The sequence below is a fragment of the Allocatelliglobosispora scoriae genome (assembly GCF_014204945.1).
In the GTDB taxonomy this organism is placed as follows: domain Bacteria; phylum Actinomycetota; class Actinomycetes; order Mycobacteriales; family Micromonosporaceae; genus Allocatelliglobosispora; species Allocatelliglobosispora scoriae.
This window is the reverse complement of record NZ_JACHMN010000003.1, coordinates 2,313,730-2,338,646: the sequence shown is the minus strand read 5'-3', so window position 1 is coordinate 2,338,646 and position 24,917 is coordinate 2,313,730. Positions and strand designations below refer to the sequence as shown.

Sequence of the window (24,917 nt, the reverse complement as noted above, 5' to 3'; positions counted from 1 at the left end):
ATGCGGCGAGTCTTCCCTTGATCAACGCGAATTTAGGGGGTTACCGCGTCACGCCGTGGCGATCGCTGAGAGGACGTCGGTGCGGGCTGCCCGGCGGGCGGGCCACAGGGCCGCCAGGACTCCCACCACGACCATTCCGGCGAGGGCGCCCGCCACCACCGGCAGCGGCACGGTCATGCCGAAGATCGACGTACCGATGATGACGTGCTGCATCACTCCCCCGAGCAGCACGCCGACACCCACGCCCAGCAGGCCGCCGTACCCGGCGATGACGATGCTCTCCAGCCGCACCGACCGCCGCACCAACCGCCTCGTCGCGCCGACCGCGCGGAAGACGCCGATCTCCCTGGTCCGCTCCAGCACCGACAGCGCCAGCGTGTTGACGACGCCGAAGACCGCGATGAGCACGGCGGCTCCGAGCAGTGCGTAGACGATGCCGAGCGCCAGGTCCAGCGGCTCGGTGAACTGCCGCAGCAGCTCCTCCCGGTCGATCACGACCACGTCCGGCCGGTCCGCGAACGCCTTGTCCAGCACCGCCCGGTCCGCGCCCGCCACGAACGCCGCCGCGATGTAGTCGCCCTCCGCCGCCGGATAGGCCGCCTTGTCGATGACGACCCCGCCGAGGAACTGGCTGTGGGCATAGATCCCGGTCACCTTCGCGGTCACCGGTCTGCGGTCCTTGTCCCCCACGGTGACCTCGTCGCCGAGCCCGATCCCGAGCTCCTTCGCGTCGTCCTCCGACAGCAGCACGCCGCCCGCGAGGTCCGCGGTCCCCGCGACGATCTCGGGGGTCAGGGTCCGGCCCAGCGCGCCGCGCTCCACGGCGGTGACATTCACGGGGGTACGCCGACCGTGCGCCACGATCTCGCCGTAGCTCTGTGCCGGTGCGGCGTGACTCTCCACACCGGACACCGCGGCGACCTGCCCGACCACGCTCGGCGGCAGGCTCAGGAACCCCTGCGCCGACTGCACGATCAGCGTGCTCGACGGCACCTCGTCGCGGATGGCCCCGTTGATGAAGGTGGTCAGCGAGGCACCCACCGTGGCGAACGCCGTCACCAGCGCCAGCCCGATCATCAGGGCCGATGCCGTCGCCGCCGTCCGCCGGGGATCCCGGATCGCGTTGCGTACGGCGAGCCGTGCCACGGCCGAACCCCGTCGGCTGATCAGCCGGGACAGCGGGACCAGGACGGCGGAGGCGAGCAGCGGCGCCAGCAGCAGGATCGCGGCCCACGACGCGAGCGCCCCGCTCATCCCGACGAACCGTTTCGGGTCGGTGAGCTCCGGGCCCGATGTCGCCGCCACCGCCGCCACCCCGCCGGCGAGGATCACCGCGCCGGCGACCGTCCGCACCACCAGCGACCGGCGCGGCAGCGCCGCATCGGTGCCGAGTGCCGCGATCGGGGCGACGGCGGATCCCCGACGAGCCGATCCGTACGCGGCGACCACGGTCACCACCACCCCGACGAGGTAGCCGACGATGATCGCGAACGGGGAGACGGCGAAGATCACCGTCTCGCCCGTCGTCCGCAGCAGCCGCATCGCCACCCAGGCGAGGCCCAGGCCGGTCGCGGCGCCGATCGTGGCGCCGACGAGGCCCAGCACGGCGGCTTCGGCGAGCACGGCCCGGCGTACCTGCCGGCGCCGGGCACCGACGGCCCGCAGCAGCGCGAACTGCCGGGTGCGCTGCGCGACGAGCATCGTGAACGTGTTGGCGATGACGAACATCCCGGCGAGCACCGCCACTCCGGCGAAGGCGAGCAGGAACATCCGCACCACCTTCGCCTCGCTGTCGGCCTCCCCCTGCCGCTGCGCCGCGAGTTCGGCCCCGGTGCGCACCGCGAGCGCCGGGTTCGTGGCGGCGGCGGCGATCGCCGACGGGTCGGCGCCGAAGAGTTCGATCCAGGCGTAGTCGCCGCCGAGTTCGCGCAGCGCCGTGGCCGGGTCGTAGGCGACCGCCGGGGTGTAGTCGTCGGCGGTCCTGCGGTAGGTGAAGACCCCGACCACCGTGGCCGTCGCGGAGCTGCCGTCGGCCCGCAGCAGCCGAGCGGTGTCACCGGTGCCGAGCTTGGCGTTCTGCGCCGCCTCCTCCTCCAGCGCCACCTCTCCCGCAGCCGTCGGTCCCCGGCCGGTGACGAGCGTGAACCGCTCGCTGCCGTCCCAGCTCGTGCCGCCCTGCTCCGGGAAGTAGGTGTCGCCGAGCTTCCCGTTGGACTGGACCAGGCCGGTGCTGCCGACCACCACTCCGCTCGCCCGGGCCACCCCCGGCAGCGCGGCGAGCCGGTCGAGCTCGGCCGGCTTCAGCCCTTCGCCGTGCTCCTTCGCCGTCACCTGCACGGCGAGGTCGCCCCGGGAGTTGCCCTCGCCGACGGTCGCCGCCGCCGAGTCGGAGACGATCCACGTCGCCACCACGAACGCCACCCCGAGCACGATCGCGACCAGCGTCATCGCCACCCGGCCCGGGTGGGCCCGCATGTCTCGCAGCACTGCACGCAGCATCAGGCACCCACCCCGGCGGTCGCCGTCTCCAGGGACTTCATCCGGTCCAGCACCCGGTCGGCGCTGGGCGAGCGCAGTTCGTCGACGAGCCTGCCGTCGGCGAGGAAGAGCACCCGGTCCGCGTACGACGCCGCTGTCGGGTCGTGGGTGACCATCACCACGGTCTGGCCCAGCTCGTCGACGCTGCGCCGCAGGAAGGCGAGCAGCTCGGCGGAGCTGCGCGAGTCCAGGGCCCCGGTCGGCTCGTCGGCGAAGACCACGTCGGGCTTGGAGATGAGCGCCCGCGCGCAGGCGACCCGCTGCTGCTGGCCGCCGGAGAGCTGGCTCGGCCGGTGCCCCAGCCGGTCGGCGAGGCCCACCGCGCCGATGATCGTGTCGGCGAAGAACCGGTCCACGGCCTTCCCGGCCAGGTCGAGCGGGAGGGTGATGTTCTCCCAGGCCGTGAGCGTGGGCAGCAGGTTGAAGGCCTGGAAGACGAAGCCGATCCGGTCCCGGCGCAGGATCGTCAGGTCGTCGTCGCCGAGGCCGGTCAGCTCGACATCGCCCACCCAGGCCCGGCCGCCGGTCGGCTTGTCCAACCCCGCCACACAGTGCATCAGGGTCGACTTGCCGGAACCGGACGGCCCCATGATGGCGGTCAGCTCGCCCCGGGCGAACTCCACGTCCACCCCGGCGAGCGCCACCACCCGGGCGTCGCCATCCCCGTAGACCTTGGTCAACTCGGCGGCCCGGACGGCCGCGCTGGAAATCGTCATGCGAAGGACCCTCGCCCGGATCGCGACCGCTGAGATCCGGCAGGAGTCGATCGTCACCCCCGACCTAAGTAGCAGGCCCCGACGACTTTCGGCGCAGGCGGGATGTCGGGGCCGGGCATTACCCTCGACGTGTGGCGGAGCAGCTGGGCATGGTGATGGTGAACCGGGTCGCCCGGTTCGTCCGCTGGCTCGCGCCCTGGGCGCTGGGCATCACCGCCGGGCTCTTCACCTGCCTCTCGCCGGGTGTGCCGCCGGTCACGGTCATCGCCTACGGTGTCGGCCCCGGCGGCGCCGACATGATCGTCGTCGGGCTGGTCGGCGTCGCCTGCGGGCTCTCCGCCGGATTCGCCCGCCGTTGGCCGTGGCAGGTCATCGCGGTCACCGCCGTCACCTGGATCGCCTTCACGGCCTATCCGATGCTCGTCGTCGCCTCCTACTACGCCGGGGTCACCATCAAACGGCGGACACCGGCGCTGATCTACCTGACGGTGGCGGGGGCGCTGGTCGTCGTACCCACCGCGTTGGGCTTCGACATCTCCACCGACGACGCCGGGGGCGGCGTGGTGATCGGGTTGATCGGCGCCGCCGCGATGGTCGGCATGCCCTACGCGCTGGGCCTGTGGGTCGGCGCGCGGCGGCAGGTCATCGCGGGGCTGCACGAGCGGGCCGCGCGGCTCGAGGCCGAGCAGGCCGCCCGCGCCGATCGGGCCCGCGCCGAGGAGCGGGCCAGGATCGCGCGGGAGATGCACGACGTGGTCGCGCACCGGGTCTCGCTGATGGTGCTGCACGCAGGCGCCCTGGAGGTGAGCGCGCCCGACGAGCGGCTCGCCCAGGAGGCGGCGCTGATCCGCACCACCGGGCGGGAGGCGCTCGCCGACCTGCGGCAGGTGCTCGGCGTGCTGCGCGCCCCCGAGGGCGACGCGGTGCTGCGCCCGCAGCCGGACCTCTCCGACCTGCCCGCGCTCGTCGCCCAGGTCCGGGCCGCCGGGCAGCCGGTCACCCACACCGAGCACGGCGAGGCGCCGGCCCTGCCGCTGACCGTGCAGCGCACCGCCTACCGGGTGGTCCAGGAGGCGCTCACCAACGTCGTCAAGCACACCGGCGGTGCCAACGCCGCGGTCACCCTGCGCTACCTGCCCGACGCCGTCGAGGTGACGGTGGAGAACGGCCCGTCGCCCGCCCCGGTGGAGCGCCTGCCCGGCAGCGGGCTCGGTCTGATCGGCCTGCGCGAGCGGGTCGCCCTGATCAGCGGCCGCATCGAGGCCCGCCCCCGCCTGGACGGCGGCTTCACCCTGACGGCGACGCTCCCCGCCGGTGGTCCCGCATGACCGCTCTCCCGACACGCTCTCCCTGCCCACGGTGCGTTTCGCCCGGCCTGCGCCACGTTTTGCAGCACAGCGTGGCTATTTGGCGGGGCGAGGCCACGGTTTGCTGCACAACATGACGGGGGGCGGTTCGTGATCCGGGTGCTGCTCGTCGACGACGAGGCGCTGGTGCGGTCCGGGCTGCGGATGATCCTGGAGGCGGCGGGCGACCTCGCCGTCGTGGGCGAGGCGCGCGACGGCGACGAGGCGGTCCAGGCCGCGGCGCGGCTGCGGCCCGATGTCATTCTCATGGATGTACGCATGCCGCAGCGCGACGGTCTCAGCGCCACCTCGGAGCTGGCCCGCCATCCGGGCGCACCGAAGATCATCATGCTGACCACGTTCGACATCGATGAATATGTGCACGCCGCGCTGCGGGCCGGTGCGGTGGGGTTCCTGCTGAAGGACACGCCGCCGCGGGACCTCGCCGAGGCGGTGCGGGTGGTGGCCGCCGGGAACGCGATGCTCTCCCCGACCGTGACCCGGCGCCTGATCAGCGCTTTCGCCGTGCAGTCGCCCGCGCCGGGGCTGGGTGCTCGGGCTCGGCTGGCGGCGCTGACCGAGCGGGAGCTGGAGGTGGTCTGCGCCGTGGGGCGGGGGCTGTCCAACGCCGAGATCGGGCGGGAGCTGGAGATGGCGGAGGCGACGGTGAAGGCGCACGTCAGCCGGGCGCTGGCGAAGCTGGAGCTGAGCAACCGGGTGCAGGCGGCGATCCTGGTCCACGAGGCCGGGCTCGCCTGACTCCGACCCTCGTCAGCGGCGAGGTCGGGCGGACGGCCTCACCACCGCTGCGACCGACTCGGGCGTGAGGAAGAAGCCGCCGGCGAAATCTCCATGTGAGTGTGTTCACGCCGGGACATGTCCCTGACCCGTCGACATCCGGTTCGAAATCCCTGTCAACCGCAACAGGCCGACAGGCGTGCTGTTCGCGGCGTACCCGTCGCGTGGTGGAAGCGCGACCGGCGGCGACACCCGGCGGGCATCACGGGGTGAGCGCACCGGCCCCGGCCAGCTTGACGACGGCGTCCGCCGAGATCTCGCCGTCGACCCAGGTCGCGGTCCAGTCGTCGTGCCACTCGCCGTCGTCGCCGAAGCGCCACTCCCCGCTGAGTGCCCGCCCACCGCCGCTGCCGGTCAGGGTGAACCTGACCTCACCCGCGTGGGCCGGTGGTTCGCGGTCGGGCACCTCGGACCACCAGCCCGTGAAGGTGTCGCCATCGATCACGCCGACCGCTTCGCCACCGGCATGGTCGTAGACGACCTTCATCGTGCCGCCCCGGACCACCACGTAATGCTCGCCCCACTGCGGGCTGTGCCAGTGCCCCGCGAACGCGTCGGCCGACGGCTCGTCATCGGAGGCGAGGGCGGTGACGGCGATGCCGCCCAGGGCGAGCACGATCAGGGCCACGAGGCCTGCGGCCACCTGCAGCACGAGCCCGCCGGGCCGCCGCGTGGGGTGTGCGCCGACGATGTCGTGCAGCGGCGGCTCCGGTGCCGGCCGATCCATGCCGCTCTCGTCCGACACGTGCGCGTCCCGCCTCATGAGGCCATCATCCCGACTCAGGGTCGGCACGGGAAGTCGGAGGCGACGCCCGGCGGCGGGTGTACGCCGCCGCCGGGATCGCCGATGGTGGACCCGCCCCCGTTGACTCCACACGGGCCACCGTCTCACCCGGATGGCATTGACGGGTGAGCTTCTACCGGGAAGTCTTGTCGCGGATGGTGGCGCAAAAGCCTGTCGATTTCTTAATCCGCAGGCAGCGGTGCGGGTGGGAGCATGGTGCGGTTCAAACTGCTGGGGCCGGTCGAAGTCCGGACCGACGACGACACCCTGATCGACATCGGACCTCCCCGCCAGCGCACGGTCCTCGCCGCGCTCGCCGTCGACGCCGGCCGCCCGGTGCTGCTCGACACCCTCATCGACCGGGTCTGGGGACCGGCACCGCCGCAGCGGGCCCGGCACGCGCTCTACGTCTACATCTCGCACCTGCGCACGATCTGCGACGAGCTCGGCGGCGGGGAGGTCGCCCTGCTGCACCGCTCCCGCGGCTACGTCCTGGAGACCGACCTCGACCGGGTCGACACGCACCTGTTCCGCAGCCTGCTCGCCCAGGCCCGGGCCCCGCAACTCGACGACGAGCAGCGGGCCGCCCTGCTGCGGCGGGCCCTGCGCCTGTGGCGGGGCAACCCGCTCGCCGACATCACGGGCGACTGGGCCGACCGGGTCCGCGAGGGCTGGACCCAGCAGCGCAGCGACGCCGTGCTGCGGTACGCCGCGATCGAACTCCGCCTCGGCGAGCCCCAGTCCGGTGTGGACATGCTCACCGACCTCGTCGCCGACAACCCGCTCGCCGAACCGCCCGTGGCTGCGCTGATGCGCGCCCTGCACGCCGCGGGCCGGCACGCCGAGGCGCTGGAGTGCTACACCGAGCTGCGGACCCGGCTCGTGACCGGGCTCGGCGTCGAGCCGGGCGACGAGGTGAGCAGCCTGCACCGGGCGCTGCTGCGCGGGGAGGTCGAGGCGCCGGCCAGGACGCCCGCGGCACCGGCCGCCGCCGTGCCCGCGCAGCTTCCGCTGGACCTGCGCGGCTTCACCGGCCGCGACCACGAGATCGCGCAGCTCGACGCGCTCGCCGGCGGCGACGGCGGCAGCCCGGCGACGATGGCGATCGCCACCCTCTCCGGCACCGCCGGGGTCGGCAAGACCACGCTCGCCGTCCACTGGGCCCACCGGCAGCGGCAGCGTTTCCCCGACGGCCAGCTCTACGTCAACCTGCGGGGTTTCGACCCGACCGGCGCCGTGATGACGACGGCCGAAGCGATGCGCGGGTTCCTCGACGCCCTCGGCGTCGCACCGCAGCGGGTCCCGCCGGGGGTGGAGACCCAGTCCGCGCTGCTGCGCAGCCTGCTCGCCGGTCGCCGGGTGCTGATGCTGCTCGACAACGCCCGCGACGCCGACCAGGTCCGGCCGCTGCTGCCCGGCGCGCCCGGCTGCATGGTGCTGGTGACGAGCCGGCAGCAGCTCACCGGGCTGATCACGACCGAGGGAGCCCGCCCGATCACCCTCGACGTGCTGAGCCACGACGATGCCCGACGGCTGCTCGTCCGCCTGCTCGGCCCGGACCGGGTCGCCGCCGAACCGGACGCCACCGACGAGATCATCCAGCGCTGCGCCCGGCTGCCCCTGGCACTGGGCATCATCGCCGCCCGCGCGACCGTCAACACCGGCTTCGCCCTCGCCGCGCTCGCCGCGGAGCTGCGCGAATCGCCCGGCGGACTCGACGCCCTCGCGGGCAGCGATCCGGCGACCGACATCCGCGTCGTGCTCTCCTGGTCCTACCGCACCCTCACCGCGCCCGCCGCCAGGCTCTTCCGCCTGCTGGGCCTGCACACCGGGCCGGACATCTCCGCTGCCGCCGCCGCCAGCCTCACCGAGACGACCTCCGCCGCGATCCGACCGCTGCTTGCCGAGCTGACCCGCGCCCACCTCGTCATCGAGCACGCGCCGGGACGCTTCACCCAGCACGACCTGCTGCGCGCCTACGCCGCCGAGCTGACCGGCGCCCACGACCGGGCCACCGAACGTCGCGAGGCGCTGCTGCGGCTGCTCGGCCACTACGTCCTCACCGGCCACCGCGCGACGGTCCTGCTCAACCCGCACCGCAACCCGATCGACATCCCCGACGACCTACGCGGGGTCACCTGGGTCGCCCCGGAGACGATCGCCGACGACATCGCCGCGAAGGGCTGGTTCAGCCGGGAGATGGAGACCGTGCTCGCCGCGATCGACCAGGCCGCCGCGGCCGGCCTGCACGACCACGTCTCCCAGCTCGCCTGGACCATCGCCGACTTCCTCGACCGGCAGGGCCACTGGAACGACATGGTCGCGATCCACCACACCGCCCTGGCGAGCGCCACGATCAGCGGCGACCTGCCGGGGCAGGCCCGGGCACACCACTGCCTCGCCGTCGCCAACGCCCGCTACTCGCGCTACGACGAGGCGCACCAGCACGTCCAGCACGCCTTCGACATCTTCGCCCGGCTCGGCGACGACGCCGGGCGGGCCCGGGCGCACTTCAGCCGGGCCTGGCTCTACGAGCAGCGCGGCGACTACGCCCAGGCGCTGGCACACGACACCCAGGCCCTGCAGTGGTTCCGCGCCGCCGGACACCGGGTCGGCCAGGCCAACGCACTCAACGGCATCGGCTGGTGCCACACCCAGCTCGGCGACCACCGCGCCGCGCTGGACCACTGCCGCCAGGCGCTCGCCCTCCACGAGGAGATCGGCGACCGCTACGGCCAGAGCCACGCCTGGGACAGCATCGGTTTCGCCCATCACCAGCTCGGCGAGCACGCCGACGCCGCCCGGTGCTTCCAGCGCGCCATCGACCTGCGGCGCGAGGACGGCGACCGCAGTGGCGAGGCGAAAACCCTGGTCCGCCTCGGCGACGCCCACGAGTCGGCGGGCGAGCGGCGGGAGGCCGTCGAGTCCTGGCGTGACGCCCTCAAGATCTTCGACGACCTGGGCGTCACCGACGGCGAGGCGGGCGAGCTCCGCCGCAAGCTGGGCAGGGCGTGAGTGTTTCCACCGGTGGCAAGTGGGCGACACTCACCGGCGGCCGTCCGGTCTATCCTGGCCGCCATGACGGCACCGCGCTCCGCCTCCGCTTCTGTCCTCATCGGACTGCTGCTGGCGACCACCGCACTCACCGGCTGCGCCAAGAAGCAGCAGTCACCCAGCGCTTCCCCGACGGTCGAGACCCAGCTCGGCGGTGAGTCGCCGAGCGCCGCTCCCGACGCGAGCGCCTCGGCGCAGGCGAGCGCGAGCCCCAGCGGCGGATCCGGCGCGCCGACCTACCCGAGCAGCGCCAAGGGCTATGCGCAGGCCCTGCTCGCCGCCTGGGGGTCCAAGAACGACACCCGGATCGACCAGCTCGCCACCCAGTCCACGGTGCAGCAGATCAGGGACGGCGGCTACCCCAACAGCTCCTGGACCTACATCAGCTGCAAACCGGCGCCGGACACCGGCTTCACGATCTGCATCTTCCGCAACGCCCACGGCGACGAGACGCAGATCAAGCTCGACAACAACCAGCTCGGCCACCCCACCGCGGCGACCGAGGCGATGCTCTACCGGACGCAGCCGAGCATCGACGCCAGCGGCTACGTCGGCGGTTTCCTCTACGCGTGGCAGGAGGGCAACCTCCAGCGGATGAACCGGCTCGCCAGCAACAACGTCGTCGACTTCTTCAGGTCGCGCACCAAGCCGGACAACTACAACACCGACGCGGTCATCGACACGATCGACGGCTATTCCTACGTCAAGATCTACCCCAACACCGGCGGCGGCTGGATCTTCAAGGTCAAGGTGAGCTCGCTGGGCAAGCCGGAGGCGATCCAGGGCGTCACGTCCGCCTGATTCTCCGCTGTCGGAAGCGGCCGGGGCGGCCCGGTCACTTCCGGCAGGTCAGCACGATCAGCTCATCGGCGGCGGCGAGGTGGCCGGGCTGCAACGACTGCGCCGTGACGGTCCAGTTGGCCGGGACGATCACCGCGCCGTAACGGGACTCGCTCGACCCGAACCGGATCCGCTTGAAGCCCAACCGGCGCAGCTGGTCCTCGGCCGCCGCGGCGTTCGTCCCGACCACGTCCGGCATGGTCAGCCGGGCCGCGCTCGGCGGGGCGGCGGTCGGTGTCGCGGTGCCCGCGCAGGTCCGCGCGTCGACGGCGCCCTGGCTCGACTCGGTGAGCCCGTTGAAGGCCGCCGAACCGGCGATCGCGTCGGTACCCAGGTCCGATGTGGCGCGGGCACGGTCGTTGAGGGGCAGGATCAGGCCTTCGGTGCCCGTACCCGTCGGGTCGATCTCGGTCACCCAGCTCGCGCCGGAGCGGGTCGCGACGAACCACACCGTGCCGGACCGCCCCACCCCGGCCGCGGTGGGCGCGGTCTCCGCGCGCACCGCGCCGGCCTCGGCGATCCCGAGCTTGCCGAGAAAGGCCTGCGACACCGCCAGGCAGTCGGCCGCCGCCCGCTCCTGCGGGGGTACGCCCACCGCAAAGCCCGTCGCCAGGCTGCTCGCGGCCACCACCGCCACCGCCATCCACCTCATGCGTCGACCGTACTGACCAGGCCGCCACCCCCGTCACGTTTTGCTGCAAAGCGTGGCCTCGGACCGGGAAATGACCACGCTCTGCTGCAAAGCGTGGCAGGGAGCACAACCGCTAGAGCATCCTAGGGTGATTTCATGGAGGGGCATCTATGCTGGACCGGTGAGCCTCCCCTCGCATGTCGGGCCCTACCGCATCGAGCGGCTGCTCGGCACCGGCTCCTTCGCCACGGTCTGGCTGGGGCACGACCCCGTCCTCGGTGCGCGGGTGGCGATCAAGGTGCTCGCCGAGAACTGGAGCCACGACCTGCGGGTACGCGAGCGCTTCCTCGACGAGGCCCGGCTGCTGTGGCACCTCGACCACGACCGGATCATCCGCGTCCACGCGCTCGACGAGCTGCCCGACGGGCGGCCCTACCTGGTGATGGCGTGGGCCGACGGCGGCAGCCTGCGGGACCGGCTCGGCACCGGGCCGATGCGCGCCGGTCCGGGGCTGCGACTGCTGCGGGAGATCGCCGCCGGGGTCGCCGTCCTGCACGAGCACGGCATCGTGCACCGCGACCTCACCCCCGGCAACGTGCTCTTCCGCAGCGGACCGGGCGGAGCCGAGCAGGTGGTCATCGCCGATCTCGGCCTGGCCAAGGCTCTCGCGGCGGCATCGGGGCTGACCGCCCGCGCCGGTACGCCCGGCTACATGGCCCCGGAACAGGACGATCCGCTCTCCATCGTGGACACCCGGACCGACGTCTACGGTCTCGGACGGCTCGGGCTGCGGCTGCTGTCCGCGGGGGCGCGGTCCGGCGTACCCGCCACGGTGTTCGACGTGCTGCGGACCGCGACCTCGCGGCGCCCCGCCGACCGCCACCCGGACGCCGCGGCGTTCGCGGCGGCGCTGGACCGGGCGACCGCCGTGCCCTCGGCGGCCCGGCGACGGTGGACGCGAGCGGGCGGCGCGGCGCTGGCGGCGGCCGCGATCTGGGCCTGCGCGGCCGACGGCACGGACCGGGGCTACGCGGCCGACCCGTCGGGCCGGATCACGGTGCTGCTGCCGGACGGCTGGCGCGGCACCGGAGCCCGCTGGGCGGATCCCGACGGCGCCCTCGCTCCGGCGCTGGTCGTCTCCCCCGCGGCGGGACGCTGGCGCTCCCCCGAGGGCGGGCCGGGTGCCTTCGTGGGGGTGGTCCTCGGGCGGCACCTCGACCCGGCCGGTTTCGTCGCCCGGCGGCAGCACCCCGGGTGCGTCGCCGACCCGGTCTGGACCAGCCGCCTGGCGGAGATCGAGTGGACCGTGGCCCGGTACACGTCGTGCCCGACCGGCCATCCGGTGATCGTCGAGGCCGCCGGGGAGGCTCCGGACGGCTCGGGCCTCGTCTACGTGCAGGTCACACCGCCGACCGACGCGGGGCCGGGCTTCGTCGAGGCGCTGCTCACCGGAGTCCGGATCACCGGACCACCACCGTGATCGGATACAGCCGGCCCTGCTGCGGAATCGTCACGGTGACCGTGCCCGGCCGCACGAAGCGGATGTCGACGACCCCCGCCTCGTAGTTGCTGGAGACGAGCCGCTCCGGCTCCACCGTCAGCTCGCCGGGGCCGATGCCCTGCACCCGCAGGATCCCGCCGACCGCGAAGCACATCGAGCGCACCAGCGCCAGCTCGGTCGTCCGCAGGTCCAGGTCATGCTGGATCGCGCCCCAGCAGGCCGACCGCGCCGACGGGGACGGTCTGGCCCTGGTGGGCGTGGGCCGCGACGGGCTCGGCGACGGTGCCGGGCCGGGTGTCACCACAGTGGAGGGTGACGGGCCGGGCGCCGCCACGGGCAGCGGCGACACCAGGTCGGAGCCGCACCCGGCGACCGCGAGCACCAGCAGCACGGCGAGCACCCGCGACCCGATCACGGCAGACCTCCGTCGAGCCGTTCGCGCAGCCGCCGCCGCGCGTCGTGGATCCGCGACTTGACCGTCCCCTCCGGCACCTCCTGCAGCGCGGCGATCTCACGGTAGCTCAGCCCGAGCACGTCGCGCAGCGCGACCGCCTCGGCGAGCTCAGGCCCGAGCCGGTCCAGCGCGTCGAGCAGGTCCAGCCTCGTTCCGGCCACCACACTGGTACGCCGTGGGTCCGCCCGGTCCGGCAACGTCAGCACCGCGGCCTCCCGATCGGCCCGCCGCCGCAGCGCCTGGTATGTCGAGCGGGCCCGATTCGCGGCGAGCCGGTGCAGCCAGGTCCGCACCGACGAGCGGCCCTCGAAGCCGCCGATCCCCCGGGCGAGGGCGAGCAGGGTGTCCTGGCAGGCCTCCTCGGCGTCCTCCCGATGCGGCAGGAACCGGGCGCAGAGCCGCAGCACGTCGGGGCGCACCAGCACCAGCAGGTCGTCCAGGGCCGCCGCGTCACCACCGGCGGCGGCCCTGGCGAGGTCGTCGATCTCCGTGCTCACCGTGTCTCCATCCCTCGAGCATGCGCCTCACCCGGGTGCGGCGTCGGTGCCACCTTTCGCGGCGGGCCTCTTCTCCGTCCAGACCGGTCAGCTGATGGCGACGATGATGAGCCGGCGGGGCTCGACATCGGGCCGGCTGATCGTGATCGTGACGGTTCCCGGCCGGGTGAAGGTGCACTCCCGGACGGCCGCCTCGTACCAGCAGGACATGATCCCGGCCGGGGCCGCCTCGAACCCCCACGGGCCGAGGTGCTCCACGCGCAGCTTCGAGCCGATCCGCATGCAGACCGCGGGCCACGGCGGGCCGCCGTCACCGGCGTCCAGGGTGCGGATCGTTCCCGGCTGGTCGCAGGCGGGTGACGGCTTCGGCGGGGACGCCGCTGCGGCGACGGTGACATCGAGCCGGCGGGTGGCCGTGCCGAATCTCGCCGGGCCGGTGCCGATCAGGCGGCACATGTGGACACCCCCGGCGTAGGCGCAGGAGGCACGGGAGGCGGGGGTGACCGTGAGTTCGCCCGGGCCGAGCCACTCGACGCGTACGACCCCGCCGACGGCGATGCAGACCGGCCGCCACGGCGGTGCGTCCGCACTCGCGTCGACAGTGTGGACGACAGCGCCCAGACAGGTACCGGACGACGGCTTCGGCGTGCGCTTCGGCGTGGCGGGGGACGCGGCCGACGGCACCGCGACCGTGATCGGCACTGCGTCGACCGGTGACACCACCGTTGGCCTTACGGCGGTGTCGGGGGGACTCTGATCAGGTGCGCATGCCGCCGTGGCGACCAGGGCCAGGGCGGCGAGCGTGGTGCGGAACGAACGGGTGGACATGACGGGACTCCTCTGTCGACGAAACCTTCCACCCCGTTAGTCCCGCCGTCCCACACATTTGTTCGCCCCCACCCGTACCCGCGCTCCCGCTCGGGCCCGCCTCGCGCGCCGGGCGCCCGCCGCTTGATCGCGCTGTTTCCGGGAAACAAGCCCCTCAGGGTGCGCGCGACCGCCTTGTTTCCGGGAAACAGCGCGATCAAGCCCGCGAAAGCGCGAGGGCGAGCGCCCCCCCGATAGCACCAACTCTTCAAGAGTTGCGCCGATCTTGCCGGGTCACGTCGTGCAGCAAAGCGTGGCCTCGCTCCGCGATATGGCCACGCTTCGCTGCACAACGTGCCGGCGCACCACGTGCCGGCGCAAACGTGCCGGCGCGGAGGTGCGTCAGCCGCAGTAGTCGGTGAACTGGTAGAACGTGTATCCCGGGACGCCGGCGGTGAAGAGCGGTCCGACCTGGAAGGTGTTCAGCGCCGTACCGTTGCAGAGGTAGTGGATCGTGCCGATCGTCTCCGGGTACTGCACGTTGCTGTCGTCGAGGTAGTCCCAGCCGCCGTTGCCGTTGGCCCGCTGCAGCACCATCCACGCGGTGCCCATCCCCGGACACGCCGGGTTCGCCACGACGTGGATCACCGTGCTGTTGATCGTGAACGCGTAGTTGTAGCCGTAGCAGGACTGCGTCGACGCGCCACCGGCCTGGGCCGAGGCCGGGCTGAGCACGGTCGCGGCGAGGGCCGCGACGGTTGCGACGAGGACTCTGAGCTTCATTCGATGATCCGCCATTCGATGATCCCGTGGGGAAAGACCAGGTCCGCCCACCCTCACCCGATCGGGGCGGCAGCAGGCGAATGGCGCTCGGCATCGACTGTGGATGATGTCGGGCGCATCGCGATCGTAGTGAACACGACATCGATGCGCAATAATCAAACAAATTTCTGCAAGTCTATGGACGCCGCGGCAGCGCGCCGCTGCACCGGTCCAATCTGGCCGACGGCGCCAGCGTCACCGCATCGAAGGTGATGATCCAGGTCTTGCCGTCCCGCGACGTCACCTCCAGCCGGTCCGGGCCGCTGAGCTCGGCCTTCTCGAAGAGCGACGCCGACGCGACACCCGGTGCGGGGACGGCGAAACAGGCGAGGTCGACGGCGCCCTCGCGGCTGGCGATCCCGGCCCGGCTGCGCAGTCGCAGGGTGACGCTGTCGGTGGCGAAGAGGGTCGGCGCGTTGTACTGCACGACCTGGAAGCGGTCCGAGGAGGCGACGACGGGGCCGCGGGTCGCGGCGAAGGGCTGCTCCAGCTTGGCGAAGCGGGCGCCCATGATGAGGGCGAGGGACGCCACCACGGCGGCGACCCACTGGACACCGAGGACCAGCATGCCCCGCTCGAAGGCGACCCGGGCCGCGAGCGCGAGCAGGACCACCCCGACGGCGAGGCCCAGGAACGGGTGGGCGAACCACTTCAGGTAGACGTATCCGTGATTGTCCAGAAAGGCGAGGCTGGTGACGGCGACCGTCAGCAGCGCCCCGAGCGACAACGCCGCTGCTCCGATGCGACGGATATTCACAACGGCCAGTATGCCCGGTTCGACCGAGTATCAAGAGGACCGACACACAGCAGAACGGCCCGCGATATCCGCGGGCCGTTCTTAGGTGCTACAGCTCAGGAAGTGGTCCGAGCGGTCAGAGCGGACGGATGTTCTCCGCCTGCGGGCCTTTCTGGCCCTGGGTGATCTCGAACTCCACCCGCTGGTTCTCCTCGAGGGAGCGGTAGCCGCTCGTCGCGATCGCCGAGAAGTGCGCGAACACGTCGTTGCCGCCGCCGTCGGGCGTGATGAAGCCGAAACCCTTTTCCGCGTTGAACCACTTGACAGTACCGATGGCCATTTTCTTCTCCTTGACGGATTACTTCTGCCCGCTCTTTATCGGGCTGAAAGGGAAACCCCGCGGCCAATTGAGCCGCGTCGCCGTGATGATTGCCCTGATCCGAGAAGACTCGGCCAAACCAAACAGCGCCCTGGGCTATTATCCCACAAGGCGCTTACAAAGTTATCTGGGAACCAAACGTGCATCGGAGCTAGCCTAACACGCCCCCTCCGGCTTGTCCCGTCCTATCTGATCTCCCCCGTGTGTCGCGGGGCACCCGAGGCGTCGGCGATCGGGGCGCCCACGCCCAGCCGGCGAGCATCACCCCAGCTCAGAGCCACCATCCGGGATCGGCAGGCGAAGCACGGACGGCCGGGCCGGATCATGGTGAATCTGGCGTTCCGAGGCAGCGAAACCGGAGGATTCACCCGATCCGGTGGTTCCGGGAAGGTTTCTCGGGTAACGCGGGAACGCCCCGCCCGACACCTGCAGGCGCAGCCGGTGGCCCGCCGCGAACCGGTGCGCCACCGGCCAGAGCTCGAAACCGACCGGACCCTCGTGGCCCGGCCGGACCCGGCACAGCGCGTCGCTGATATTGATCGACGTACCGTCGGGCGCCACGTCACAGATCCGGGCGAAGACGTCGACATCCGCGGCGGTCGACGTCACGAAGAGCTCCACCGACGGCACGCCGATCACCTCCAGGGGCTCGCCGAGCAGCTCACTGGTGTAGACGAGCACGTCGGCCCTCGCCTCCAGCTCGCGGTTGTCCACGCGCGGGCGCGCCGCCGGCTCCACCGGCCCGCCCACCGACGGGGTGGGGTCGGCCGGGTCGTAGGGGTGCCGATCCGGCTCGCTCTCGACCGGCGGCGCCGTGGCGAGCAGCCCACCGGGGTGCAGGTACCACAGCGCCGATGCCCCGGCCGGGGGCCACTGCGCGTCCTCACGCCACTCCTCGGCGCCGGTGACGAAGATCCGCACCGGGGCGGCCCGCCGTTCGGAGCCGGTCAGCACGGCGCCGAGGAAGGGGAACAGGTCGGCCATCCAGCCCCGGATCGAGTGCTCGTCGGCGTGCTGCCACGGCCCGATCGTGAGCTGCGGCGGGTTGCCCGCGTCGCGCATCGCCGCGTAGTCGCGCAGCTGCCAGGGCAGCATGAAGTCGTGCCAGCCGCCGACCATGCTCACCGGGGTGTCGACCGCGGCGACCCCGTCGGCGAACTGCCGCGGCTGCCAGTAGGCGTCGTCGATGCCCGGGTGCGCCAGCCACTGCTGGAAATACTCCACCCGGTGGCCCGAAGCGACCCGGTCCGCCTCGGTGAGCGGCAGGGTCCGCAGCGCCCGGCCCAGCCGCTTCCTGCCCCCGATCCGCCGCAGCAGCGAGAAGCTCCCCTGCTGCCGCTCCATGTCCTGCATCCAGGCCGTCATCGTGGCCCACGACATCGAGCCGCCCGCGTAGATCATGTGGTGCAGCGCGGCCGTGGTGACCTGCGTCGCCATCCCACGGTGCTCGGCACCGGCGACCCCGGCGATCGCCCACTGGGTGAAGCCGAGGTAGCTCGGTCCGGCGGTGGCGAAGGACCCCGGATAGAAGTCCTGCCCGCGCAGCCAGGCGACGGTGGCGAGACCGTCGGCGCGCTCGTCGCCGAAGGGGTCGAAGGTGCCGCCCGAGCCGAAGGTCCCCCGGCAGCTCTGCACCACCGCCTGGAAGCCGCGCTCGGCGAGGAGCCGGCCGAAGAGCATCCCCCAGACGCCGCGCCGCCCATAGGGCGAGCGCGCCAGCACGAGCGGCGCCCGGTCGCGGCCGCGCGGAGAATAGCGGTCCGCGAGCAGGTCGACACCATCAGGCATGGGTACGCGGAGGTCGCGCTGGACCCGCACGTCGGTCGTCTCGGCCGGGGGCAGCCCGAACTGCCGGGCCATCAGCGTGCTCATCACCGTCATCGGGGGTCTCCAGTCGGGCGGGGGTGGGTGAGCAGCGGCAGCAGGATGTCGTCGACGACGTGGACCAGGAACTCCTCGCCCCGCCACTCCTCGCCGAGGGCGACCTGCCGGAGGATGAGCGCCTCGGCGACCTCGTGGGCGAGCTCGCCGGTGGCGTGGGCGGCCGCCTCGCCCCGGGCGACCGCGCGGGGCACGATCACGGCGAAGGGCCCCGGTTCGTCGACGAGCCGGGCCCACAGGGCGGCCCGCAGCTCGGGGTCGTGGCGCATCGCCTGCATCAGGTCGCCCATGAGCGCCATGAACTCGCCCTGCGTCTTGTCACGGGCGCGGCTGAGCAGGGCGAGCAGATCGCCGCGCAGGGTGCCGGTGTCGATCAGGGGCGGGCTGTGCTCGTCGCGGTAGGCCTCGACGGCGGCGCGGACCAGGTCGGGCTTGCCCCGCCAGCGCCGGTAGATCGTCGTCTTGCTCGCCCGTGCCGTGGCCGCGACGGCGTCCATCGTCAGCGCCGCGTAGCCGCCGGAGTGCAGCAGCTCGATCGTCGCGGTGAGGATGGCCTGTTCGCGTGCGGTCCCCCGGGTCACCATGATGTGTACGGTACCGTACCGTACACATCAATCGCCAGTCGTCACCCCGGCAGCTCCGGCGGCGGCAGGCGATAGGTCACCGGGGTCTCGGAGAGGACGATCGGGCTCGCCACCGAGGCCGCTCCCTCCTGCCGGACGACCGGATCCAGCCCGAGCGCCTCGGCGAGCGCGAACCCCTCCGCCACGGTGCCGACGAGGCCGCACGGGACACCCGCCCCGGTCAGCAGCCCGACCCACTCGGCGGCCGGGCGGGTGCCCAGACGCTCCTCCAGTGCGGTGGCGAGGGCTTCGCGGTGGCGTACCCGGCTGGGGTTGGTCGCGAAGCGCTCCCCCACCGGGAGGCCGACGACGGCCGCGAGCCGGTGGAACTGGGCGTCGTTGCCGACGGCGAGCGCGAGCGGCCGGTCGGCGCACCGCAGCGTCTGATAGGGCGCGATGCTCGGATGGGCGTTGCCGAGGCGCCCGGGCACGACCTCGGCGTTGAGGTAGGCCGAGGCCTGGTTGACGAGGCCCGCGAGCAGGCTCGACAGGAGGTTGACGTCGACCCGCTGGCCGCGGCCGGTGCGGGTCCGGGCGTGGAGGGCGGCGAGGATGCCGCTGGTGAGCTGCTGCCCGGCGAGCACGTCGACGAGCGCGACACCGACCTTCATCGGCTCGCCGCCGGGATCGCCGGTGATCGACATCAGCCCGCCGACCGCCTGGATGAGGAAGTCGTATCCCGGCAGCTCGGCCCCGGCGCCCCGGCCGAAGCCGGTCACGCTCGCGTAGATCAGGCCGGGATGGGCGTCGCGGAGATCGTCGTAGCCGAGCCCGAATCGCTCCATCGTGCCGGGCGGGAAGTTCTCCACCAGGATGTCCGCGCCCAGCGCCAGCTCGCGGGCCTGGGCCCGGCCGGCCTCGGTCGCCAGGTCGATCGCGACGCCGCGCTTGTTGCGGTTGACCGCGAGGAAGTAGGTGGAGCGGCCGTCCGGCGTCGTCGGCGGCGCCCAGGACCGGGTGTCGTCACCGGTGCCCGGCCGCTCCACCTTGACCACGTCGGCGCCGAGATCGCCGAGCGTCATCGCGGCGAGCGGACCGGCGAGGACCCGCGAGAAATCGGCGACGATCAGTCCGGCGAGCGGACCGTCAGCCACGGGCCGTGCTCATCGTCGCGCCCGCGTCCAGGGCGGCCGTCAGCGCCAGGGTGGTCGGCAGCGGGTCGCCGCCGTCGCGGGTGATCACGATCGTGAGGCCGAGAACCGGCTGGTCGTCGAACTCGTCGACGAAGGCGCTGATGGTGAAGCCGTCCCCCGAGTAGTGCAGCTCGCCGTCGCGGTAGTGGCAGCCCGGCAGCGTGCGCGCGAAGGTCGCCCGGATCTCGGCACCGGTGCCGATCGGGCGCGGTCGCCAGCCCGGCGGTGGCCGATCCATGGCCAGCTCGGGCGGAAAGTGCATCATCAGGACGTCAGGACCCACCGCGTCACCGTACCGACACGGACTGACATCTCGGAAGCGGACATGCGTTCACCTGGCCTTCCGCGCACGATGCAGGATGCGCGGACGCCGGTGGCGAACGGGAGGGGCGCGGCATGACGCCCCTCGCCTTCGCCGCCCGCCGTTGACGGCCACCGTAGAGTCCAGTTCATGGATGAAAATGGATCATCGCGTCGCCAGGTGGCACTCTTCTTCGGCATCGGCGCGGTGATCCTGCTGGTCTGCTGCATCGGCGTCTTCGCCGCCTACCTCCTCGTCGTCGACCTCAGCGACAAGGCCGGCACGCCCTGACGGCCCGTCGGCACCCTCCGCCTCCGCACTATCAGCGCTAGGACCGGAGTGCGGTCGCGTAGGTTCCGCTCGTCACCTGCCGGGTCGGCAGAGCAGTCGCGATCAGCGTGTCCAGCAGGCGCGGGAAGGGCAGGCCCGCCTCCGCCCACATCCGGGGGAACTGCGACGCGGCGGTGAAGCCGGGGAAGGTGTTGACCTCGTTGACGACCGGCTCCGAACCGTCCGCCGGCAGGAAGAAGTCGACCCGCAGCAGCCCGCGGCATTCCAGCGCGCCGAAGGCCCGGACCGCCCGCTCCCGCAGCAGCTCCGTCACGGCCGGATCGAGCCGGGCCGGGATGTCGAAGACCGCGCCCCCGGCGTACTTCGCGTCGTAGTCGAAGAAATCCGGCCCCGAGACCCGGATCTCCAGCGGCGGACCGGCCGTCACCCGGCCGTCCGGGTGCTCCAGCACCGCCACGTCGACCTCCCGGCCGCGGACCGCCGCCTCCACCAGCACCTTGCCGTCACTGCGGCGGGCCAACGCCAGCGCATCGGGCAGCGCGGCCCAGTCGTCCACTCTGGAGACACCGAGGCTGGAGCCCGCCCGGGCGGGTTTGACGAAGACCGGCAGGCCCAGCAGTTCCCGGTCGGCGGGAGCCACCGTCGACTGCGGTCCGCGCAGCACGACACCGGCCGCGACCCGCAGACCGGCCGCGACGAGCAGCTTCTTCGTGAACTCCTTGTCCATCCCGGCCGCGCTCGCCAGCACCCCGCTGCCCACGTAGGGCACCCCGATCAGCTCCAGCACCGACTGGATCGTGCCGTCCTCGCCGTAGGGCCCGTGCAGCGCCGGGAAGACCACGTCCTGCTCGGCGAGGCGGCGCAGCGCGCTCCCCATGCCCAGCGGCTCGCCGCCGACGACCCACTCACCGCCCCGGGTGATCAGCACCTCGGTCACGTCGTAGACGGAGCGGTCCAGGTGGGTCAGGATGCTCGTCGCGGACGCCAGCGACACGTCGTGCTCGCCGCTGCGGCCGCCGTAGATGACCGCCAGTCGAATCGTCATGCTCACTCCCCGTGCAGATAGGTGCGGGTCACCCGGGGGCCGATGCCCGTCAGGATCTCGTGCGGATTGGTGCCGGCCCAGGCGGCCCACTCGGTGGCGGACGGCCCGCCGGTGCCGAGGACGATCGCGGTGTCGCCGAGGCCGACCGGCAGGTCGCCGACGTCGACGACGCACTGGTCCATGGCGATGCGCCCGACGATCGGGCAGCGGCGCCCGGCGATCACGACCTGCGCCCGGCCCTCGGCCGCGCGGGGCAGGCCGTCGGCGTACCCGATCGGCAGCAGCGCCAGGCTGGTCGGGCGGGTCGTGACGTGGTCGGGCCCATAGGAGACACCCGACCCGGCAGGCACGCGCTTGATGTTGATCACGCTGGTACGCACGGTCAGCGCCGGACGCAGCCCGGTGACGCGACCGGGAACCGGCTCGATGCCGTAGAGCCCGATGCCGATCCGGACCAGGTCGAAGTGGGTGTCCGGGGCGGTCATCGCGGCCGCCGAGTTGGCGAGGTGCGCCAGCTCCGGCGTCAGCCCGGCGGCCCGGGCCTCCGCCACCGCGGCGACGAACGCCGCCCTCTGCCGAGCAACGCCCGCGCTGCCCGGCGCGCCCGCATCGCCCGGCGCGGCCGCGTTTAGCAACAACTCTTCAAGAGTTGCGTCGATCTTGGGTGCGGCGGGGTCGGATGCGGAGAAGCCGGGTGCGGCGGCGATGGGCCCGGAGCCGGTGGGGGCGGGGGCGTTTAGCACCAAGTCTTCAAGAGTTGGGGTGGTCTTGGGGGGCTGGTCGGCGGTGGCGAGGTGGGACCAGATCGCGCGGCAGCGGAGGGTGCCCTCGTGCTCGTGCTTGCGGGTCCAGGCGAGCAGTTCCGGCCAGTCGTCGCTGGTGGCGCCGTTGCGGTGCAGGCCCGTGTCGGCCTTGAGGTGCACATGGGCGACCCGGCCGCAGCGGGCCGCGTCGGCGGCGACCCGGCGCAGGTGGGCGACGGTGGAGACCGAGATGTCGACGTCCGCCAGGATCAGCGCGGTGACGTCGGCGTCGGGGCGGTGCAGCCAGCTCAGAATCGGCGCGGTGATCCCGTCGGCACGCAGGGCCAGGGCCTCCGTGGCGGAGGTCACCCCGAGCCAGGCCGCGCCAGCGGCGAGCGCGGCCCGGGCGATCGGCACGGCACCGTGGCCGAAGCCGTCGGCCTTCACGACGGCCAGGATGCGGGCGGGCGTACCCGCCGCGATCGTCGCGAGATTGCCCCGGACGGCCGCGAGGTCCACGACCGCCTCGGCCAGATCTGTGCTCATCGGGGTTACTCCACCAGGGCGGGTGTGAGGTGATCGAGAGCGCGAACGCTCACGGAGAACTCACACGACCTGTGCATACTTGCCCCGTGCGCATTCTGGTGGTCGAGGACGAGGAGCTGATGGCCGACGCCATCGCCGAGGGGCTGCGGCAGGAGACGTTCGCGGTCGACGTCGCCTATGACGGGGCGGCGGCGCTGGAGCGGCTTGCGGTCAACGACTACGACGTGCTCGTGCTCGACCGGGACCTGCCCGGGGTCCACGGCGACGACGTGTGCCGCGAGGTCGTCGCCTCCGGCTCCGACGTGCGGGTGCTGATGCTCACCGTCTCCACCACCGTCGCCGAGCGGGTGGCCGGGCTCACCCTCGGTGCCGACGACTACCTGGCGAAGCCGTTCGCCTTCGCCGAGCTGGTGGCCCGGGTCCGCGCGCTGGGGCGCAGGTCGCGCCCGGCGACGCCGCCGGTCCTCACCCGCTCGGGGGTACGCCTCGATCCGCACCACCGCGAGACCTACCGCGATGACCGCTATGTCGGGTTGTCGAAGAAGGAGTTCGCCGTGCTGGAGGAGCTGCTGCGCGCCGAGGGTGCCGTCGTCAGCGCCGAGACGCTGCTGGAGAAGGTCTGGGACGAGAACATGGACCCGTTCACCACGATCGTCCGCGTCACGATCAGCGGGCTGCGCCGCAAGCTCGGCGAGCCGCAGCTCATCGAGACGATCACCGGCGTGGGGTACCGCCTCGCATGAACCACAGCCTGCGCGGGAACCTGCGGATCCGGCTCACCGTCGCGTTCAGCGTGATCTTCGGGCTCGCCGCGGCCGCGGTGCTCGCGGGCAGCATGATCCTGGTCCGCAACAGCATGGAGTACAGCCTGAACCTGGTCTACCAGGAGAAATACTCCTCTCCGGGTTTCGGCGACAAGGAGGCGGTCCTCGACCAACTCCCCCGCGACGAGGTCACCCAGCAGCAGATCATCGACTCGATGCAGCTCAACCTGATCGCCAAGGGCGGCATGACCGTCCTCGTGGTCTGGATCGTCGCCACCGCGTCCGGCTGGTTCCTCGCCGGACGTCTGCTGCGCCCGCTGAGCCGGATCACGTTGACCGCACAGCGGATCGCCGGGCGTACGCTGCACCGGCGCATCGCCCTCGACATGCCGCCGGGCGAGGTCAAGAGCCTCGCCGACTCGTTCGACAGCATGCTCGACCGGCTCGACGAGGCCTTCGCCGGGCAGGGGCGGTTCATCGCCAACGCCGCCCACGAGCTGAAGACCCCGATCGCGCTGAACCGGACCCTCGTCGAAGTGGCGATGAACCGCCCCGGCAGCCCGGTCGAGGTACGCAACCTCGGCGAGAACCTCCTCGCCGTCAACCAGCGCCACGAACGCCTCATCGACGCGCTGCTCACCCTGGCCCGCGCTGACGACCAGGTCACCGAACGGCGTCCGGTCGACGTCGCGGAGCTCGCGGCATCGGCGCTGCGCGGGACGGCCGCGCTCGCCGCCGAGCACGCGATCACGGTCACGGCCGACCTGCGTCCGGCGGCGACGACCGGCGACGCGATCCTGCTGGAGCAGCTCATCCGCAACCTCGTCGACAACGCCGTCCGCTACAACGTGCCGTCCGGGCGGGTCGGCGTGACCACCTTCACCGGGCCGCGCTTCGTGGAGATCACGGTGACGAACACCGGGGCGGAGATCGGGGCGCACGAGGTGCCGGTGCTCTTCGAGCCGTTCCGCCGACTGGTCGACCGGGTAGGTTCCGCTCGCGGCCACGGCCTCGGGCTGTCGATCGTACGCGCGGTGGCCCAGGCCCACTCCGGCGACGCGGTGGCCGCCCCGAACCCAGGCGGCGGCCTCTCAGTGCGGGTGACTCTCCCCATCCGCTGGTAATCCCCGCGCGGGGCTGCGGCTGCGGCAAGATCGTCGCAACTCTTGAAGAGTTGGTGTTATTGCGCGGTGCCGCGATGCATGATCGCGCTGTTTCCCGGAAGTTGGCCCCTCCGGCAGGCGGGGAGGGGCTTGGTTCCGGGTTTTTGCGCGATCATGATGTGCCTAGAGCGGCTGGGTTGACCCGATCTTCGAGGGGTGCAGTTGACGTGCGCGCCGTCGGCAGATACTCGTCACGCTTTGCTGCAAAACGTGGCTATTCCGAGCTGCGAGACCACGCTTTGCTGCAAAACGCTGACAGGCGGCGGCAGGCGGCGGCAGCCAGCGGCAAGCACCCGGCACCCGGCACCCCAGCACCCCGGCACCCAGGGGGACCCGGCACCCCAGCAACCTAGGCGCCCGACGCCCACTGGTACCTGGACATCCTCCCTGCGCGCCCAGGGTAAACTAGCTGGTCAGCGCACCTCGCTCTACGCGATCCCAAGCGCTCTGCGCGATCCCACGCGCCCACGCGCCCACGCGCCCACGCGCCCACGCACGATTGATCGCGCTGTTTCCGGGAAACA

General features: G+C 72.4%; 24 protein-coding genes. 8 read left to right on the top strand and 16 right to left on the bottom strand.

The window, feature by feature from the left end:
• Positions 1-48 precede the first annotated feature (48 nt).
• On the bottom strand, positions 49-2,499 hold the full coding sequence (locus tag F4553_RS36695; protein ID WP_184845746.1) for an ABC transporter permease: 2,451 nt from the start codon (positions 2,497-2,499) through the stop codon (positions 49-51).
• Positions 2,499-3,254 (bottom strand): ABC transporter ATP-binding protein, encoded by a 756-nt coding sequence (locus tag F4553_RS36690; protein ID WP_184845744.1) that lies wholly within the window; start codon positions 3,252-3,254, stop codon positions 2,499-2,501. The genes F4553_RS36695 and F4553_RS36690 overlap by 1 nt, the downstream gene beginning before the upstream one ends.
• 131 nt (positions 3,255-3,385) lie before the next feature.
• Between F4553_RS36690 and F4553_RS42690 the strand changes: the two genes are divergently transcribed.
• Both F4553_RS42690 and F4553_RS36680 read left to right on the top strand, forming a co-directional pair.
• Positions 3,386-4,582 (top strand): sensor histidine kinase, encoded by a 1,197-nt coding sequence (locus F4553_RS42690; RefSeq protein ID WP_184845742.1) that lies wholly within the window; start codon positions 3,386-3,388, stop codon positions 4,580-4,582.
• Positions 4,583-4,711: 129 nt separating this feature from the next.
• On the top strand, positions 4,712-5,359 hold the full coding sequence (locus tag F4553_RS36680) for a response regulator (protein ID WP_184845740.1): 648 nt from the start codon (positions 4,712-4,714) through the stop codon (positions 5,357-5,359).
• A gap of 241 nt (positions 5,360-5,600) precedes the next feature.
• On the opposite strand, the gene F4553_RS36675 is transcribed toward F4553_RS36680, so the two are convergent.
• Entirely contained in the window at positions 5,601-6,161 is a 561-nt protein-coding gene (locus F4553_RS36675) for a hypothetical protein (protein WP_184845739.1), read from the bottom strand.
• Positions 6,162-6,395: 234 nt separating this feature from the next.
• Between F4553_RS36675 and F4553_RS36670 the strand changes: the two genes are divergently transcribed.
• Together F4553_RS36670 and F4553_RS36665 are read left to right on the top strand one after the other, a co-directional pair.
• A complete protein-coding gene (locus F4553_RS36670; protein ID WP_184845737.1) occupies positions 6,396-9,197 on the top strand; it encodes an AfsR/SARP family transcriptional regulator in 2,802 nt (933 codons plus the stop codon).
• Between the two features lie 63 nt (positions 9,198-9,260).
• Positions 9,261-10,037, top strand: coding sequence for a hypothetical protein (locus tag F4553_RS36665; RefSeq protein WP_184845735.1), 777 nt, complete (start codon positions 9,261-9,263; stop codon positions 10,035-10,037).
• 34 nt (positions 10,038-10,071) lie between these two features.
• Here F4553_RS36665 and F4553_RS36660 read toward each other — a convergent pair whose 3' ends face one another.
• Positions 10,072-10,728, bottom strand: a complete 657-nt coding sequence (locus F4553_RS36660; protein WP_184845733.1) for a PASTA domain-containing protein — start codon at positions 10,726-10,728, stop codon at positions 10,072-10,074.
• A 160-nt stretch (positions 10,729-10,888) separates the two neighbouring features.
• Between F4553_RS36660 and F4553_RS36655 the strand changes: the two genes are divergently transcribed.
• Entirely contained in the window at positions 10,889-12,187 is a 1,299-nt protein-coding gene (locus tag F4553_RS36655; RefSeq protein WP_184845731.1) for a protein kinase domain-containing protein, read from the top strand.
• Here F4553_RS36655 and F4553_RS36650 read toward each other — a convergent pair.
• The 10 genes from F4553_RS36650 to F4553_RS36605 all read right to left on the bottom strand — a co-directional run bounded on the left by F4553_RS36650 (position 12,168) and on the right by F4553_RS36605 (position 19,823).
• Positions 12,168-12,623 (bottom strand): hypothetical protein, encoded by a 456-nt coding sequence (locus F4553_RS36650; RefSeq protein WP_184845729.1) that lies wholly within the window; start codon positions 12,621-12,623, stop codon positions 12,168-12,170. The genes F4553_RS36655 and F4553_RS36650 overlap by 20 nt on opposite strands.
• Positions 12,620-13,159 (bottom strand): RNA polymerase sigma factor, encoded by a 540-nt coding sequence (locus tag F4553_RS36645; protein ID WP_184845727.1) that lies wholly within the window; start codon positions 13,157-13,159, stop codon positions 12,620-12,622. Before F4553_RS36645 ends, F4553_RS36650 begins: the two co-directional genes overlap by 4 nt.
• Positions 13,160-13,246: 87 nt before the next feature.
• A complete protein-coding gene (locus tag F4553_RS36640) occupies positions 13,247-13,987 on the bottom strand; it encodes a hypothetical protein (RefSeq protein WP_184845725.1) in 741 nt (246 codons plus the stop codon).
• Between the two features lie 381 nt (positions 13,988-14,368).
• Positions 14,369-14,749, bottom strand: coding sequence for a hypothetical protein (locus F4553_RS36635; RefSeq protein ID WP_184845723.1), 381 nt, complete (start codon positions 14,747-14,749; stop codon positions 14,369-14,371).
• Between the two features lie 175 nt (positions 14,750-14,924).
• Positions 14,925-15,545 carry a hypothetical protein gene (locus F4553_RS36630; RefSeq protein WP_184845721.1) on the bottom strand — a complete coding sequence of 207 codons (621 nt, stop codon included), beginning with the start codon at positions 15,543-15,545 and terminating at the stop codon, positions 14,925-14,927.
• Positions 15,546-15,660: 115 nt separating this feature from the next.
• On the bottom strand, positions 15,661-15,864 hold the full coding sequence (locus tag F4553_RS36625) for a cold-shock protein (protein ID WP_184845719.1): 204 nt from the start codon (positions 15,862-15,864) through the stop codon (positions 15,661-15,663).
• A 300-nt stretch (positions 15,865-16,164) separates the two neighbouring features.
• Positions 16,165-17,784: a CocE/NonD family hydrolase gene (locus tag F4553_RS36620; RefSeq protein WP_184845717.1), complete on the bottom strand. Its 1,620-nt coding sequence runs from the start codon at positions 17,782-17,784 to the stop codon at positions 16,165-16,167.
• A complete protein-coding gene (locus tag F4553_RS36615) occupies positions 17,781-18,368 on the bottom strand; it encodes a TetR/AcrR family transcriptional regulator (RefSeq protein WP_184845715.1) in 588 nt (195 codons plus the stop codon). The genes F4553_RS36620 and F4553_RS36615 overlap by 4 nt, the downstream gene beginning before the upstream one ends.
• A gap of 41 nt (positions 18,369-18,409) precedes the next feature.
• On the bottom strand, positions 18,410-19,501 hold the full coding sequence (locus F4553_RS36610) for a CaiB/BaiF CoA transferase family protein (RefSeq protein WP_184845713.1): 1,092 nt from the start codon (positions 19,499-19,501) through the stop codon (positions 18,410-18,412).
• Positions 19,494-19,823 carry a hypothetical protein gene (locus F4553_RS36605; RefSeq protein WP_184845711.1) on the bottom strand — a complete coding sequence of 110 codons (330 nt, stop codon included), beginning with the start codon at positions 19,821-19,823 and terminating at the stop codon, positions 19,494-19,496. Before F4553_RS36605 ends, F4553_RS36610 begins: the two co-directional genes overlap by 8 nt.
• A 168-nt stretch (positions 19,824-19,991) precedes the next feature.
• On the opposite strand from F4553_RS36605, the gene F4553_RS36600 reads away from it, so the two are divergent.
• A complete protein-coding gene (locus F4553_RS36600) occupies positions 19,992-20,132 on the top strand; it encodes a hypothetical protein (RefSeq protein WP_184845709.1) in 141 nt (46 codons plus the stop codon).
• A gap of 37 nt (positions 20,133-20,169) precedes the next feature.
• Here F4553_RS36600 and F4553_RS36595 read toward each other — a convergent pair whose 3' ends face one another.
• Entirely contained in the window at positions 20,170-21,177 is a 1,008-nt protein-coding gene (locus tag F4553_RS36595; RefSeq protein ID WP_184845707.1) for a D-alanine--D-alanine ligase family protein, read from the bottom strand.
• Positions 21,178-21,179: 2 nt separating this feature from the next.
• A complete protein-coding gene (locus tag F4553_RS36590) occupies positions 21,180-22,466 on the bottom strand; it encodes an alanine racemase (RefSeq protein ID WP_184845705.1) in 1,287 nt (428 codons plus the stop codon).
• Between the two features lie 86 nt (positions 22,467-22,552).
• Between F4553_RS36590 and F4553_RS36585 the strand changes: the two genes are divergently transcribed.
• Both F4553_RS36585 and F4553_RS36580 read left to right on the top strand, forming a co-directional pair.
• Positions 22,553-23,209 carry a response regulator transcription factor gene (locus F4553_RS36585; RefSeq protein ID WP_184845703.1) on the top strand — a complete coding sequence of 219 codons (657 nt, stop codon included), beginning with the start codon at positions 22,553-22,555 and terminating at the stop codon, positions 23,207-23,209.
• On the top strand, positions 23,206-24,354 hold the full coding sequence (locus F4553_RS36580; RefSeq protein ID WP_184845701.1) for a sensor histidine kinase: 1,149 nt from the start codon (positions 23,206-23,208) through the stop codon (positions 24,352-24,354). The genes F4553_RS36585 and F4553_RS36580 overlap by 4 nt, the downstream gene beginning before the upstream one ends.
• The last annotated feature ends 563 nt before the right edge of the window (positions 24,355-24,917 follow it).